Here is a 14,135-nt window from a genome sequence, read left to right as displayed (position 1 = left end):
GTTTAATCTTCGTGGTCTTCAAACGGGTCGCTCAATTCCTTGCTAGGAGGACCAAAAGACGTGTAGATAGACATCGCCGTGATTGCAATGACAATGGCGCAGACAGAAATGCTAAGAACTATTGCGGGTTCCATAAGAAGTATAGATTATGAGTACTCTTCCTATAGAATATTACAGAAGATTAAAAAATGCTTTGGCAACTCATCTTAGGTGAACTATGGCACAAAGGACGCGGTTGGGAGATATTCTCAGACCTTTGAATTCTGAGTATGGTAAAGTAGCTCCGGGTTGGGGTACAACCCCCCTCATGGCTGTTTTTATACTGCTATTCTTCGTGTTTCTGCTGATTATTCTGCAACTCTACAACAGGTCTCTCTTAATTCAAGATGTTTCTGTTGACTGGCGGAGCTTGGGCGGCTAACTAATATTTAAAGTTGAAAAGCTTGCATAACAAGCTACCCCACACCCGGCTCGTTCCGGGTTTTTTTGTCAGTTGTTAGTTGTTGATTATTCAACTACCCACTCCGCACTAACCACTCACTATTGATTAAACTAATATGTGGGTTTCTGAGGCAATTTTTGAGTTTATAGGAGAAGTTCTGTGAATGTATTTGGTATCGGGTTGCCAGAAATGGCTTTAATCTTTGTGGTGGCGTTGTTAATCTTTGGTCCCAAAAAGCTCCCAGAAGTTGGTCGCAGTTTGGGAAAAGCAATTCGCAGTTTTCAACAAGCTTCTAGCGAGTTTCAAAGCGAGTTTCAAAAAGAAGCAGTTCAGTTGAAAGAAGCTGTGAAAACAACTGCTGAATTAGAAACCAAGCAAATAGAAGCAGCTAAGTTGGAGCAAGACACTGCTAGTTCTTCCCAAAAAAGCTAGACTGAAGGCAAAATGACGGAAGCTATTGCCAAAAAAACTCTGGTGATTCCCCAGCTAATTGTCGGGTTGGGGAACCCAGAACCCAAGTACGACCAAACACGCCACAATATCGGTTTTGCTGCTGTAGATGCGCTATCCCGTTCTTGGAAGATTCCCCTAGCAGAAAATCGCAAGTTTCAGGGGGAGTACGGGGAGGGAATCGCACCAACTGGAGATAAAATCCGCTTGCTGAAGCCTTTAACTTATATGAATCGTTCAGGACAGGCAATGCAAGCAGTGACAAGTTGGTATAAGTTGCAACCAGACTTGGTTTTGGTTATTTATGATGATATGGATTTGCCTATAGGAAAAACTCGCCTGCGCTTGTCTGGTTCTGCTGGAGGACACAACGGCATGAAAAGTGCGATCGCACACCTTGGAACGCAAAACTTTCCTCGTTTGCGTATCGGTATTGGTAAACCAAAAGGTGCAGCCAATAGCACTGAATCAGATACCGTGTCTCATGTCCTGGGACGATTTTCTGCTCCTGAAAATCAGCAGATTTCTCTTGTACTCCAGTTTGTGGTTGAATGTGCAGAACTTAGCCTCAAACAAGGAGTAGAAAAGGCTATGAACATTTGTAATAGCCGCTCTTTTGATAGTTCTGAACCTTAGGAGCAGTTAATATCATTACTAAAATTTGGTGCTTACTTTACTTGGAATTTTTTACAATTTCGGGATTTTAAACTTTAAAGTCCAGAATGTCGATTGAACAATCAGAAAATATCTTAAACCTACCGAATGTAAGGATTGTGGTTTACAGTTTAGCGTATTCCTGGCAAATTGAGATACACCCAGATGACATTCTTTTTGTATCCTAGCTAGCAAAAAGCAAAAAGCAAAAAGCAATGTAGCAATGGTAGTAGAGATTCAGCCTGTAACTCTACGAGCCTTTTTGTAAATTGAGTGTGACGTATCCACGCATCCACAACTCTACTTGCTCGTACCCCTTATTGGGGTACGATTCATTTTACTTAAGTAATGTATCAAGGCTGCCGAATGCGTTAAGGCTTTTTTTACAAAATTTTGTCAAGCAACGTTAGCACCAAATCGGTTTATTTCATACGTCGCTTGCGTCTAGCAGCTACTGCCTTGCGTTTACGCTTTTCTAATGGTGTTTCAAAGTGCCTGTGATACTTTACATCAGCTAAGATTCCAGCTTTTGAAACTTGGCGTTTAAACCGACGCAGAGCTGAATCAATTCCTTCATTTTCTCCTAAAACCACTTGGGTCATTCTTGTTCCTCATGTTCCTCATAATCAATATCTCCCATTGTAGTGCTGCCTTAACCTTGGCGAAACTCCCCCACCAGAAAAGTGGGGGGAGTAGGGGAGGCAGCGCTCTTGGTAGGGTTTTCCAACCCAGCCGACTGCCGTGGAGTAGGGGGAGTAGAGGAGTGGGGGAATGAGGGACCAGGGAGCACAGGGAGCAGGGGAGAATAATTTTTGACTTTTGACTTTTGACTCTTGACTCTTGAGTCTTGACTATTAACTTTGTTGGTCTGTTTTGATTGCAAGAGCGAGTTGATAGAGTTGACGACGCGTCAGGGAAGTCGCTTTTGCTAACTGACGGCTAGCTTGCGATCGCGATATTCCCTGACTCATGATCTTTTCTAACTCTGCTTTGAGTTCTTCTTCTGAAAGCTGCGCTTGAGTGGGTGGGGTTCCCGCCACGACTAAGGTATATTCGCCTTGGGGTTCGCGTTGGCTGTAGTGAGCGATCGCCTCCTCAATTGTTCCTCGCCAAAATTCCTCATACAGTTTGGTTATCTCTCGCGCTATGACGATTTGGCGATGAGTTCCGAAAATTTCTTCTAAGTCTTGTAAAGTTCCGCGTAAGCGGTGGGGAGACTCGTAGAAAATTAATGTGCGGGGTTCTGTTTCCAGAGATTCTAAGTGCGATCGCCTTTGTTGACCTTTGGCTGGCAAAAATCCTTCAAAAACAAATCTATCCGTTGGGAGTCCGGCTGCACTCAACGCCGTAATTGCTGCATTAGCACCAGGAATTGGCACAACTGGTATCCCGGCTTCAACACAAACTTTCACAAGCTCATATCCAGGGTCGGATATTCCTGGTATACCTGCATCAGTAACGAGAGCAATTGCTTTACCGTCACTGAGTTGCTCTAATAACTCTGGGATGCGGCTGCTACGGTTGTGCTCATGGTAACTCACCTGCGGCGTTTTTACTTGAAAACGTTGTAGCAGTCTTCCTGTATGGCGCGTGTCTTCCGCAGCAATGAGATCCACTGTTTGCAAAGTTTGTACTGCCCGGAAGGTCATATCTTCCAGATTGCCAATTGGTGTGCCAACAACGTAAAGTGTTCCTGGTTTTATATCCATGAGTAAATATTATCTTGTGGGTTGAGTGAAGGTGATAGCAATTTTCAATGAGGTGTAATACAGATTATTTGTCAGGGCACGGCATAGAACAGCCCCTACCGTATGGGTGTATTCTATCCAGGTAAAAATCCCTATAAACTAAAAGCGTACGATAGAAATAAAACTTTTCACCAATGGACACTATCAAGTACACGCTTAGCGAAAACAAAATGCCACAGTCCTGGTATAATATCCAGGCTGATTTACCCAGGCCGATGGCACCAGTGCTACACCCTGCTACATATCAGCCAATTACAGCAAAAGACTTAGAACCCCTTTTTGCACCAGCGCTCATTGAGCAGGAGGTTAGCACTGAACGCTGGATTGAAATACCTGAGGAAGTACAATCAATTTACCGTCAGTGGCGACCAACTCCACTTTATCGCGCCCGACGCCTGGAGCAAGCTCTTGATACCCCTGCTAAGATTTACTACAAGTACGAAGGTGTAAGTCCAGCCGGTAGCCATAAACCCAATACAGCTATTCCACAGGCTTATTACAACAAGCAAGCAGGGGTAAAGCGCCTGACAACAGAAACTGGTGCAGGGCAATGGGGTTCTGCGCTGGCAGTTGCTGGTGCTTTTTTTGGCTTAGAAGTCGTGGTTTATATGGTGAAAGTCAGCTATCAGCAAAAGCCATATCGTCGGGCTTTTATGGAATCTTTTGGTGCGCGTGTCATAGCTAGCCCCAGTGACGAAACTGAAGCAGGGCGAAAGATTCTCCAAGAAAATCCTGATAGCACAGGCAGTTTGGGCATCGCCATTAGTGAAGCGGTACAAGTGGCGGTTCAAGATGACCAGACAAAATATGCATTAGGTAGCGTGTTGAATCATGTGCTACATCATCAAACTGTCATCGGTCAAGAAGCACTGGCACAACTAGAACAAGCAGGTGACTATCCTGATATTATCGTGGGCTGTACGGGTGGCGGTAGTAACTTTGCAGGCATTGCCTTTCCGTTCATGGGTGCAAAGCTGCGGGGTGAGCAGAGTGATATCAAATTTGTGGCAGTTGAACCGGCTGCTTGCCCAACATTAACCAAGGGCAAATATACATATGACTTTGGCGATACAGCACATATCACCCCTCTTGTCAAGATGCATACTTTAGGCAGTTCCTTTGTTCCCCAAGGCATCCATGCAGGCGGGTTACGGTATCATGGCATGGCACCCCTACTCAGTCACGTTGTAGATTTGGGTTTAATTGAAACAAGAGCTTTCACACAAGTTGACTGTTTTACGGCTGGTCTGACTTTTGCCCGTACTGAAGGAATATTACCTGCTCCTGAAGCCAATCATGCAGTCAAAGGTGCGATTGATGAAGCACTACGCTGCAAGGAGGAAGGAGTGAGTAAGACCATCCTATTCAATCTGTGCGGTCATGGTCACTTCGATATGCAAGCGTACATGGATTATCAAGCAGGATTGTTACGCGATACTGAGTACAGTGCTGAAGAAATAGCGATGGCGCTCTCAGGCTTGCCTGTGATTAGTTGAACTATTAGTTGAACTATATGGAAAAATATGGGCTATTTGTCGGTTTAGTCACCTTGGATTTGATTTATCTTGCCCAGTCTCCCCCTCAGAATAATCAGAAGATAGTCGCTTCTGACTATACTCTTGCTGCAGGTGGTCCAGCAACTAACGCTGCTGTCAGTTTCAGCCATTTGGGCAATCAAGCCACAGTGTTGGGTATAGTTGGTTCTCACCCAATGACGCAGCTGATTCAAGGAGATTTGGCAAATTACAAAGTCGGAATCATTGACCTTGATACCACTACGCAAAACGCACCGCCTGTTTCTTCTATTATTGTTACTCAAGCCACTGGTGAACGAGCAGTTATTTCCATCAACGCTGTCAAAACTCAAGCAACCAGCGAATCAATTCCACCAGAAATTTTGCAAAATGTTGATATCGTGCTGATAGATGGGCATCAAATGGCAATTGGGAGTGAAATTGCCCAAATGGCTAAAGCTAAGAATATCCCAGTTGTCATTGATGGCGGTAGTTGGAAACACGGGTTTGATAAAGTCTTACCCTTTGTAGATTACGCTATTTGTTCTGCTAATTTTTCTCCTCCTAGCTGCCACACTGAAGATGAGGTTTTTACCTATCTTAGTGAAATTGGTATTCCCCACATTGCCATCACCCACGGAGAAAAACCCATTCGATACCTCCAAAATGGGAAAGGTGGTGTTATCGATGTGCCGAGTGTTCCATCTGTTGATACATTGGGGGCTGGAGATATTTTCCACGGTGCGTTTTGTCATTACATCTTACGGGAAAGTTTTACCACTGCATTGGAACAAGCGGCTCATATTGCTTCTTTTTCCTGTCAATTTTTTGGTACACGCCGCTGGATAGATTCTCCTCAGTAAATGTCTCCCTTTAGAATAGACAGGAGGAATAAAGAAATAAATGAAAAATTTAGAAAAAATCCTAGAATTAACTTGTTCCGTGGGTTGGGGAGCAACAGATATACTGAGGTCTTACTACCATCAGGCTAGCAACTACAACCTAGAAGTGCAGTATAAACAGAATGAGCCTGTCACCATCGCAGATGTTGCTGTCAATCATTACATTCTGGAGAACCTGCAAGTGGTTTTGGGTCATGAAGATTTTGCCTACATTAGCGAAGAGACTTACACTGCGGAACAAGCCAAGCAGGAATGGGTATGGATCATTGACCCTTTAGATGGTACGCGAGATTTTATCGAAAAAACTGGGGAGTATGCGATTCACATCGCATTGGTGCAGAAAACACGTCCAGTACTTGCCATAGTAGCAGTACCTGAAGCGCAAAAGTTGTACTATGCCATAAAAGGGGGTGGTGCGTTTGTGGAAACTCGTGATGGGGAACGTGTACCTTTGCAGGTGTCATCACGGGAACATCTGGAAGATTTAACTGTAGTTGTTAGTCGCACTCACCGAAATCAAAGATTAAATTACCTGCTGCAACACCTACCATGTCAAAATCAGAAAGCTGTTGGCAGTGTGGGCGGCAAAATTGCTGCCATTGTTGAACAACGGGCAGATATCTATATTTCTCTGTCTGGTAAGTCTGCACCTAAAGATTGGGACATAGCCGCCCCAGAACTCATTCTGACAGAAGCTGGTGGCAAGTTTACCCATTTTGACGGTACGCCATTGCAGTATAACACGGGTGATGTGAATCAGTGGGGCGGGTTGCTTGCCAGCAACGGTCAGTATCACGAGGTGCTGTGTCAGGAAGCCGAAAGGATTTTGCAAGCGTGGGAAGAGGTGAAAAGTTGATTGCCTATGCCAGTTCTAAAACTCATGCTATTTGTGCATTGATCATTCTTCATTGACTGACAAGACACCTAAAAGAATTTTCAATCTCAGAATATACATAAATTTATTAATACTTTCCGGAATTTAACAGAAAATTATAACTTGAGCAGGATTTGAGGCAACTTTAGAAACGTCACCAGATAAAGAGCAAATGGAATGAAGCTGAATATCTTAGAGGTATTAGCAACACTGGGCATGAGCATCGCTTTAGGGGGATTATCTGGCTGTACAACCAACACTAGCAGCAACGCTAGTACTAACACTCCAGCAGACACCCAAGCGCAGCCAGAAATTAAGATTGGTGGTTCAGGTAGTACTTACCCGGCTATGAAAATACTAGCTAATGCCTACATAGCCAAAGTTCAAAACACTAAATTTACTTTTCTTCCACCGAATCAATCAGAAAGTGCTATTGCTGGGGTCAAAGACGGAGTACTCGAAGTTGCTAGTATCAGCAAGCAATTAAAGCCAGAGGAGAATGACGGCACACTACAGTATCAAGAAACTGCCAAAGATGCCCTCTTAGTAGCCACTCATCCCAGTGTCAAAGGAGTTACCAATTTGACAACCGCAAATCTGAAGGCAATCTACAGCGGTGCAATCAAGAATTGGAAGGAGATAGGCGGTCCCGATGCCAAGATTATCGTGTTAGACCGACCAGAAGATGAGTCAGCCAAGCGTCTTTTGCGGAAACACTACCTGGGTAAAGATTTGAAAAATTCGCAGACAGCAGTCATCCTTCGCGAAGAAAATGATTTGATGACTGCGCTCCAGAATACACCTTACAGCATTGGGGCTTTTTCTTTAGCATACGCCATTTCTAACCAACTGCCAGTAAACCGCCTCAACCTCAACGGCGTAGAACCTACTTTAGAAAATGTACAGGCGGGCAAGTATCAAATGGTTCGTACTATCGGTACTATCTCGAAAAAGACGACTTCCCTTGCAGCCCAAGGATTTATCGACTTCGCCAAGAGCGAACAAGGAGCCGAGGCGCTACGTAAGTCCGGCTTTGTGCCATCCATGCAAAAGTGACAGTAGAGAGCTACGAAAGTGTCAATCCGAGCGACTTACTTAAAACTCCCTGTCGCAGCGAAGCTGCTGTTTCCCTTGCTGTCTGTGTTTCTCGGCTTATGGACGGTATGGACAGTGGGGTCGTTCAGTTTTTTTAGGGGGTATCTGCAACAAAGTCTACGACAAAAAACTGAGGACTTATCCTTGTTGGTGTTAGAGGATTTGAAGCAGAAACAAGAATTGCTGCGCTTGCAGGCAAGGTGGGTGGCAGACCGAAATGATGTTTCCCAAGCAGTCGCCTCAAGAAACAAAACGTTGCTTCTTCAAACTTTACTGCCCGTGCAAGCGACTTTGAAACTGAATCAGATTAAGGTTGTAGATACCGATGGCTCAGTACTGGTTGATTTACGACAAGGGGCAGTTAGTCAAGCTAAGTTGCAAGACGAGAAAGTCAGCCGAGCAGCAAGCATCGGTATGGAGTTCTCCGATGTGGTATCCGCACAGGGGGTGGCTCCATCAGTTCTAGTGGGGTTGATCTCGATTAAATCCCAAAAGGAGGTTTTGGGTGGAGTGATTGTAGGTTCAGAGCTTAATAACGAGCTACTCAATCAAATCCGTGGCAGTACGGATATTCATCTCGTTGCCTTTGAGGATTCTCAGATCATTGCTTCCACCTTACCCAAGGCTTTTCATGCTACCTGGCTGCCACCAACACCAGAATCACCGCCGCTGCGCTTAACTATTGCCAAAGAGGGCTATATCGCTAAAACTGTCGTGCTGACTGGGGTTAGCGGCACGACAGCTAAAGTCGTGTTGCTGACCTCAGTTGCATCTTGGGAGCGGGCAGAACAAAGACTATGGCTGAGTATCGGTGGTTTTTGTTTGCTAGGACAGGCGATCGCTCTTGGGGTCGGCATATGGGTGACACGCTTGCTCACCCGTCGTATTCAGACTTTGACCAACGCCACTCAACAGTTAGCTGACGGCGACTTCACCACCAGAATCAAGGTCGATAGCAATGACGAGATTGGTATCCTAGCTCAAGGTTTCAATTTTATGGCAGAGCAATTAACGGCTCGCGACCAACAAATCAACTTCCAGATGCAACAGCTAGAAAGTACCCTGCAAAAGCTAAAGCAGACCCAAGCTCAATTGGTACAAAGCGAAAAAATGTCCAGTCTCGGTCAGATGGTTGCTGGTATCGCCCACGAAATTAATAACCCCACGAGCTTTATTCATGGCAATCTTACTTACCTTCGTGAATACACTCAAGACTTACTGCAACTGGTGCAACTCTATCAACAGCACTATCCCAATCCTGCGCCGGAAATCCAGGAAGAAATTGCAACGATTGAGTTAAATTTCTTGCAAGAAGACTTACTCAAACTCCTCAATTCAATGGAGGTGGGAAGCGATCGCATCAGGGAGATTGTCCTGTCACTGAGAAATTTCTCTCGCCTTGATCAAGCGGAATTCAAAAAAGTTAACCTCCACGAAGGTATTGACAGTACGCTCATGATTCTCACCAACCGTTTTAAAGCTCATCCAGCGCATCCAAAAATCAAAGTCATCAAAGAATATGGGCAACTTCCCTTAGTTGAGTGCTACCCCGGTCAACTCAATCAGGTGTTTATGAATATTTTAGTGAATGCTATTGATGCTTTGGAAGAAATGGGAAGATGGGACGATAGGGCGATAAGGAGCAAGGAAAAAATCCCAATCCAAAAATTTAAAATCCAAAATCCAGAGATTCGCATTACCACCCAAGCTCTTGACAAGGACTGGATAGCGATTTACATTGCCGATAATGGTCTAGGAATGACTGAGGAAATTTGTTCCAAGCTGTTTGACCCCTTCTTTACAACGAAACCAGTAGGCAAAGGTACAGGACTGGGGTTATCTATTAGTTACCAGATTGTAGTGGAAAAACACGGTGGCAAATTAGAGTGTTATTCAGAACCAGGACAGGGCACTGTATTTGTAATTCAGATTCCTATAGGACAGGTGAAATCTGTCGATATTATTGCACTGGCTGTGCAAACGTAATCATATTCTCATCTCAGTCTAAAACATACAGCAGAAGTCAGGAGTCAGAAGTCAGGAGTCAGAAGTCAGAAGTAAAATTTGCTCTGTGTCTGGCTTTTAGACAAGAGCGTTGTACTTCACCTACTTGCAATATGCTGTAAGTTCTCGTAAACTTAGTGTAAGTTTGGCTTTATATCATCTACCCAATAGAGTATCTCAGTTATTCAAAAATATAAATTTTCTATCTATCTCAAAAAATCAATTTTTCTTAAATTTTGTTTAAAGCAAATGGTATCGCAGATGTCATTGTCAACGCACCTGGTGGTGATAAACCATGAAGTAGGGCAACGTAGCGCGATCGCTGTGGTGGATCTAAGCTGAACCTTGAATTGAGATATAATTAAAGTTTCCACTATTGTCAGTTGGGTCATCTACTATTTTAGGAGTGGAATGTATGAAACGAGAGTATCGACCAACAGTAGTCAATGATCGACTTAGGGACATCATTGCTCAAGTAGAATCAACGCCGAACACGAACCATCTCAAGTTACTTGAACCCTCTCAGCCCGTACAGCTATTGCCCAAAAGTAGCAGTTCTTGTGGTGAAGATAGTACTTCCAATGGAAAGCATATTGGCAAAAATAACTGAAGTGCATCGCGCAGAGTCCCAATTTAGTCTTCGACTAAATCACTGGTTAGTTAGTTTTGCGAGAGTGATGTCAATAAATTGATCTAATATCGGGTTCTCAAATGTTTGTTACTTGTTACCTTCCCTGCCTCACAGTATAAGGGGCAGGGTATTTGTTTTTTGTAGCAAAAAATATAGATAGATAGAAAAGCAAAGTGTTCTCTTCTGGCACAATAGTCACAACAGGCGATTAACTTCTCTCGTGCCAAGCTATCCATGACTGTTGCTGTTTACCTAGAAAAGGTCTCCAAAATTTACAATCAGGTTCCCGTGGTGAATGACCTCTCATTCACTATTAATGCGGGAGAAATGTTTGGTCTACTTGGTCCGAATGGTGCGGGTAAATCTACCACAATTCGGATGTTGACTACACTGACGAAACCAACTCAGGGACGGATAGAAGTATCTGGATATGATGTGGTACACCAATCCATATTAGCAAAGCAGTCTATCGGCGTGGTGTTGCAACAAATTAGTGTGGATAGTGATTTAACAGTATGGGAAAATATGGAGCTGCACGGAAGGTTACATCACATTGCCAACCCTCAGCGACAGCGACTGATTAATCAATGGCTAGAGTATGTTGAACTTGCAACCAGACGCGATGACTTGGTAAAAACCTTGTCTGGGGGTATGAAGCGACGGCTACAAATAGCGAGAGCTTTGTTGCATCAACCGCAAATTCTGTTTTTAGATGAACCAACAGTGGGACTAGACCCCCAAACAAGGCGACGGCTTTGGGAAATTATTCGGGATTTAAACAAGCAAGGGATGACGATGCTACTCACGACTCATTATATGGATGAAGTCGAGTATTTGTGTAATCGCATCGGCATTATGGATGGTGGTAGATTAATTTCTCTTGGTACGTTACAACAATTGCGCTCCGCTCATGGCGAAGGTTTGGTGATGAAGCAAGTCGAGGATCGTTGGGAATATCTGTTTTTCCCAAGTTTGGAAGATGCTAACTTCTACCTGAATCAACAAGAAGATAAAACAGGAATGATGGTACGTCCCTCTAACCTGGAAGATATTTTCGTTGAACTAACCGGACGTAAGCTGGACTAATCTTACACCCCCAAAGTTCGCAGTACGGCTTCTACCCTGGCTACGCTGTCCTGCTTGCCCTGCTTTTCGTACAAATCCCGAGCTTGTTGAAACACTGCAATTGCTTCTTTTGATTTGCCCTGCTTCATTAAGATATTACCCCGTAACTCATAGATTTGGGGATTTCTAGGGTCTAGGTTTGCAGCTTGTTCGTATGCCCATTTCACATTTTCGTTCTCTCCCAAACGTAACAGGACTGTCGCCAACCCTATATAAGCGTTGACGTTACTCCGGTTAACTTGTATTGCACGACGGTACGCTTCCTTTGCTCCCTTGTTGTCTCCCAAATTGCCACTGACATAACCCAAAGCATACTGATAATCGCTATTGTTAGGATTAAGGGTAACAGCACGACGGTAAGCCTGTAGTGCTGCCGGAAAATTTCCTTGTAGAGCATAGAGGTAGCCAATGCCAGAATAAATTGTGGCGTTTCTTGGTTCGAGAGCAGCTGCTCTTTGATAGACGGCGATCGCCCCATTGTAATCACCGCTATCTAACAGCCTCCGCCCTTCGTCCAAGAGTTCCTTTAACTCCTGGCTGCTTTGCTGTTGTGGTACTGCTTCTTGAGCCTGAGCAACCAAAGGCATTGTTGCTACAAAGCTTCCTAGTAGGAGAACACTTACTATAAATGATGTTGGATTGTACACAGTAAATTACCTAAAAGTTTCTGCAACTTTTTACCACAATCTCCGTGGTTGCTTGTCCATTAAAACAAATATATTTCTTTTTGCAAACTCTATTTGTTTACTTTTTCAAAAGATTTACGATGATTTTCCTTTGTTTGTGTGAAATTACAGTAAATTTACAGTTATTTTTCATCTAATCTGCTTCTCAGGTGTCTGCTTCGACGGTTAAAAATCCAAGCAGGAGTATGAGTTAATAGTTATCTTTTTGAGGGAAATGTATGATTTTAACTACAACCGATGTGATTCAAGGAGCTATCGTTCAGTCATATCTAGGGATTGTGACGGCGGAAGTTGTCTACGGCAGCAATTTCCTGCGAGATTTTTTTGCTAGTATCCGTGATGTTATTGGTGGACGCACAGGCAGCTATGAACGCCTGTTTGAAGAGGGTCAACGCAAGGCTTTAGAAGAATTAGAGCGACGGGCACTACGTTTAGGAGCAGATGCTGTAGTCGGCATTGAAGTTGATACTGGCACAATCAACGTTGACCAATCAGGTATTCTCGTACTGATTACTGCTACAGGCACTGCTGTGAAGCTGCGTCCTTGAGTTATTAGTTAACAGTTATTAGTTAGAATTTATTCACTAATAACTGTTAACTGTTAACTTTTCACTGATAACTACTTTGATATTGATTAAAAAAATAAGACATGAACTCTAATGAAAGAATTAGAGCTATACTTAAAGAAAGTTAAATTAAGCTGATTAGTCTCTTGGAAATTTGTAAATTTTCTCATCTAATTTCCTATTTTTGTAAAGGTATTACCCCTGAAGTTTTTTTAAACAAATGTAAATGTCATAAAAAGATTATTCCTTTATGACTAAAGATAGAGTTCTTAATTATTTCCACTGATAGATATCTAAAACCATGACAAGCCATTTAATTTTATTCTTATAGAGATGAATACCAAAGAAAAAAGTTTACTGAACTAGTAATGGAAGAATAGACTATGTCATACACAAATCGAGTAGGTGACGAAGTTATTACCGAACCTGTGGTGGGTCGAGTTGGTGATTACCACGACCTTGTTCGCTGGGGTCCTATTATTTCTGGTTTGTTGGTTGCCTTAGCAACTCAGTTAATTTTAAGTGCCATAGTTGGCGCGATCACAGCAGGCTCCATTGAAGGTTCAGGCGCACCCAGATCAATTGCACCTAATGCTGCTAGTAATGCGGGGATTTGGTCAACCATCGCTTTGTTAATTTCCCTATTTACTGGTGCGTGGGTTATGGCTCGTGCTTGTGGTCCCATGAACCGCAATACAGCTCTTCTCAACGGTGCAATACTGTGGGCAACAACCTTGGCAGTTAGCTCTTGGTTATTGGCAAGTGGAGTATCAGGTGCTTTTGGTATTGCTGCTTCTAATGCCGGAGAAGTCATTAACCAGGTGCAACAACAAGGTGGTGTGAATGTACCCCAAAACACACGCAACGTAAGTGCCCAAGAAGCTCGTCAGATTGCAGCAAACATACGCTCTGGATTATGGTGGTTTGTATTCGGTTCCTTGTTGGGTTTACTCGCCTCGCTAATGGGAGCCATTACTGGAGCTCGCAGTCCGCGTACTACGCGTACTACTAGTCATTACGCATAAAAATTTGTTTGAAAAAATAAATAAAATATATCTTCAGATAGCACCTTCCTTAAGGTGCTTTTTTGTTATTAGTAGTAGTTAGTTGTTAGTCGTTTTAAAATACCACTAACAATTAATTGACAACTACCACTTTAAATAAGCCGCCTCAATTCCTTGCTCTCGTCGAATCTTGCCATCTTTTTCAAACCATGCAATTACCTGCTGGGGAGTTAACTCTTCTATCTTCACGTCGTACTCTTGGGCAATTTGCTTCAAAAGCCGCAGTGATGAGATTGTTATTCTAGTTAGAAATTTCTCTGGTGAGGAAAGCAAAGCTGCATCCACTTTTACTGCTTCCTCCGGAGTTAAAAATTGTGGTGTTGATTGCTGTGATGGTAACTCCATAACTTTTCTCTAAAACTGACTCACATTTAATAGTT

17 protein-coding genes are annotated in these 14,135 nt (G+C 43.4%); 12 read left to right on the top strand and 5 right to left on the bottom strand.

What is annotated here, in order from left to right; translation table 11 throughout:
* Nucleotides 1-2: 2 nt before the first annotated feature.
* Nucleotides 3-134 carry a photosystem II reaction center protein PsbN gene (gene psbN / locus MAS10914_RS32765; RefSeq protein WP_071599823.1) on the bottom strand — a complete coding sequence of 44 codons (132 nt, stop codon included), beginning with the start codon at nt 132-134 and terminating at the stop codon, nt 3-5.
* An 83-nt stretch (nt 135-217) separates the two neighbouring features.
* On the opposite strand from psbN, the gene psbH reads away from it, so the two are divergent.
* The 3 genes from psbH to pth all read left to right on the top strand — a co-directional run bounded on the left by psbH (nt 218) and on the right by pth (nt 1,528).
* Entirely contained in the window at nt 218-421 is a 204-nt protein-coding gene (gene psbH / locus MAS10914_RS0111760; protein ID WP_017316133.1) for a photosystem II reaction center phosphoprotein PsbH, read from the top strand.
* 180 nt (nt 422-601) lie between these two features.
* Entirely contained in the window at nt 602-874 is a 273-nt protein-coding gene (locus tag MAS10914_RS0111755; protein WP_017316132.1) for a TatA/E family twin arginine-targeting protein translocase, read from the top strand.
* A 12-nt stretch (nt 875-886) separates the two neighbouring features.
* A complete protein-coding gene (pth, locus tag MAS10914_RS0111750; protein ID WP_017316131.1) occupies nt 887-1,528 on the top strand; it encodes an aminoacyl-tRNA hydrolase in 642 nt (213 codons plus the stop codon).
* A gap of 440 nt (nt 1,529-1,968) precedes the next feature.
* On the opposite strand, the gene rpsU is transcribed toward pth, so the two are convergent.
* Both rpsU and rsmI read right to left on the bottom strand, forming a co-directional pair.
* The gene (gene rpsU, locus MAS10914_RS0111745) at nt 1,969-2,148 is read right to left on the bottom strand and encodes a 30S ribosomal protein S21 (RefSeq protein ID WP_017316130.1); all 180 of its coding nucleotides are present in this window, start codon (nt 2,146-2,148) and stop codon (nt 1,969-1,971) included.
* A gap of 252 nt (nt 2,149-2,400) precedes the next feature.
* Nucleotides 2,401-3,255 carry a 16S rRNA (cytidine(1402)-2'-O)-methyltransferase gene (gene rsmI, locus MAS10914_RS0111740; protein ID WP_017316129.1) on the bottom strand — a complete coding sequence of 285 codons (855 nt, stop codon included), beginning with the start codon at nt 3,253-3,255 and terminating at the stop codon, nt 2,401-2,403.
* 173 nt (nt 3,256-3,428) lie between these two features.
* On the opposite strand from rsmI, the gene MAS10914_RS0111735 reads away from it, so the two are divergent.
* From MAS10914_RS0111735 to MAS10914_RS0111705, 7 genes are all read left to right on the top strand, one after another.
* Nucleotides 3,429-4,790 (top strand): TrpB-like pyridoxal phosphate-dependent enzyme, encoded by a 1,362-nt coding sequence (locus MAS10914_RS0111735; protein ID WP_017316128.1) that lies wholly within the window; start codon nt 3,429-3,431, stop codon nt 4,788-4,790.
* A 17-nt stretch (nt 4,791-4,807) separates the two neighbouring features.
* Nucleotides 4,808-5,671 carry a sugar kinase gene (locus MAS10914_RS0111730; protein WP_017316127.1) on the top strand — a complete coding sequence of 288 codons (864 nt, stop codon included), beginning with the start codon at nt 4,808-4,810 and terminating at the stop codon, nt 5,669-5,671.
* A gap of 40 nt (nt 5,672-5,711) precedes the next feature.
* Nucleotides 5,712-6,566 (top strand): 3'(2'),5'-bisphosphate nucleotidase CysQ family protein, encoded by an 855-nt coding sequence (locus tag MAS10914_RS0111725; RefSeq protein WP_017316126.1) that lies wholly within the window; start codon nt 5,712-5,714, stop codon nt 6,564-6,566.
* Between the two features lie 195 nt (nt 6,567-6,761).
* Entirely contained in the window at nt 6,762-7,640 is an 879-nt protein-coding gene (locus MAS10914_RS0111720; protein WP_017316125.1) for a substrate-binding domain-containing protein, read from the top strand.
* Nucleotides 7,641-7,658: 18 nt separating this feature from the next.
* Entirely contained in the window at nt 7,659-9,665 is a 2,007-nt protein-coding gene (locus tag MAS10914_RS0111715) for a sensor histidine kinase (protein ID WP_017316124.1), read from the top strand.
* 433 nt (nt 9,666-10,098) lie between these two features.
* On the top strand, nt 10,099-10,293 hold the full coding sequence (locus tag MAS10914_RS0111710; RefSeq protein WP_017316123.1) for a hypothetical protein: 195 nt from the start codon (nt 10,099-10,101) through the stop codon (nt 10,291-10,293).
* 255 nt (nt 10,294-10,548) lie between these two features.
* The gene (locus MAS10914_RS0111705; protein ID WP_017316122.1) at nt 10,549-11,400 is read left to right on the top strand and encodes an ABC transporter ATP-binding protein; all 852 of its coding nucleotides are present in this window, start codon (nt 10,549-10,551) and stop codon (nt 11,398-11,400) included.
* A gap of 2 nt (nt 11,401-11,402) precedes the next feature.
* Here the strand turns inward: MAS10914_RS0111705 and MAS10914_RS0111700 are convergent, their stop codons facing one another.
* Entirely contained in the window at nt 11,403-12,026 is a 624-nt protein-coding gene (locus tag MAS10914_RS0111700; protein ID WP_017316121.1) for a tetratricopeptide repeat protein, read from the bottom strand.
* 317 nt (nt 12,027-12,343) lie between these two features.
* Here MAS10914_RS0111700 and MAS10914_RS0111695 point away from each other — a divergent pair, with 317 nt between their 5' ends.
* Complete coding sequence (locus MAS10914_RS0111695; protein ID WP_017316120.1) at nt 12,344-12,673, top strand: YbjQ family protein; 330 nt, start codon at nt 12,344-12,346, stop codon at nt 12,671-12,673.
* Between the two features lie 401 nt (nt 12,674-13,074).
* Nucleotides 13,075-13,716 (top strand): hypothetical protein, encoded by a 642-nt coding sequence (locus tag MAS10914_RS0111690; protein ID WP_017316119.1) that lies wholly within the window; start codon nt 13,075-13,077, stop codon nt 13,714-13,716.
* 123 nt (nt 13,717-13,839) lie between these two features.
* Here the strand turns inward: MAS10914_RS0111690 and MAS10914_RS0111685 are convergent, their stop codons facing one another.
* Entirely contained in the window at nt 13,840-14,100 is a 261-nt protein-coding gene (locus tag MAS10914_RS0111685) for a hypothetical protein (protein ID WP_017316118.1), read from the bottom strand.
* Nucleotides 14,101-14,135 lie beyond the last annotated feature (35 nt).

This window comes from Mastigocladopsis repens PCC 10914 (genome assembly GCF_000315565.1).
Lineage (GTDB): Bacteria > Cyanobacteriota > Cyanobacteriia > Cyanobacteriales > Nostocaceae > Mastigocladopsis > Mastigocladopsis repens.
This window is presented reverse-complemented; position numbering and strand designations above follow the sequence as displayed.

Bases quoted from the DNA above. Each gene is read 5' to 3' on its own strand.
- psbH (WP_017316133.1), top strand. From the start codon at position 218: ATGGCACAAAGGACGCGGTTGGGAGATATTCTCAGACCTTTGAATTCT.
- psbN (WP_071599823.1), bottom strand. From the start codon at position 134: ATGGAACCCGCAATAGTTCTTAGCATTTCTGTCTGCGCCATTGTCATT.
- MAS10914_RS0111695 (WP_017316120.1), top strand. From the start codon at position 12,344: ATGATTTTAACTACAACCGATGTGATTCAAGGAGCTATCGTTCAGTCA.
- MAS10914_RS0111700 (WP_017316121.1), bottom strand. From the start codon at position 12,026: ATGCCTTTGGTTGCTCAGGCTCAAGAAGCAGTACCACAACAGCAAAGC.
- MAS10914_RS0111720 (WP_017316125.1), top strand. From the start codon at position 6,762: ATGAAGCTGAATATCTTAGAGGTATTAGCAACACTGGGCATGAGCATC.
- MAS10914_RS0111725 (WP_017316126.1), top strand. From the start codon at position 5,712: ATGAAAAATTTAGAAAAAATCCTAGAATTAACTTGTTCCGTGGGTTGG.
- rpsU (WP_017316130.1), bottom strand. From the start codon at position 2,148: ATGACCCAAGTGGTTTTAGGAGAAAATGAAGGAATTGATTCAGCTCTG.
- rsmI (WP_017316129.1), bottom strand. From the start codon at position 3,255: ATGGATATAAAACCAGGAACACTTTACGTTGTTGGCACACCAATTGGC.
- MAS10914_RS0111690 (WP_017316119.1), top strand. From the start codon at position 13,075: ATGTCATACACAAATCGAGTAGGTGACGAAGTTATTACCGAACCTGTG.
- MAS10914_RS0111735 (WP_017316128.1), top strand. From the start codon at position 3,429: ATGGACACTATCAAGTACACGCTTAGCGAAAACAAAATGCCACAGTCC.
- MAS10914_RS0111710 (WP_017316123.1), top strand. From the start codon at position 10,099: ATGAAACGAGAGTATCGACCAACAGTAGTCAATGATCGACTTAGGGAC.
- pth (WP_017316131.1), top strand. From the start codon at position 887: ATGACGGAAGCTATTGCCAAAAAAACTCTGGTGATTCCCCAGCTAATT.
- MAS10914_RS0111685 (WP_017316118.1), bottom strand. From the start codon at position 14,100: ATGGAGTTACCATCACAGCAATCAACACCACAATTTTTAACTCCGGAG.
- MAS10914_RS0111730 (WP_017316127.1), top strand. From the start codon at position 4,808: ATGGAAAAATATGGGCTATTTGTCGGTTTAGTCACCTTGGATTTGATT.
- MAS10914_RS0111705 (WP_017316122.1), top strand. From the start codon at position 10,549: ATGACTGTTGCTGTTTACCTAGAAAAGGTCTCCAAAATTTACAATCAG.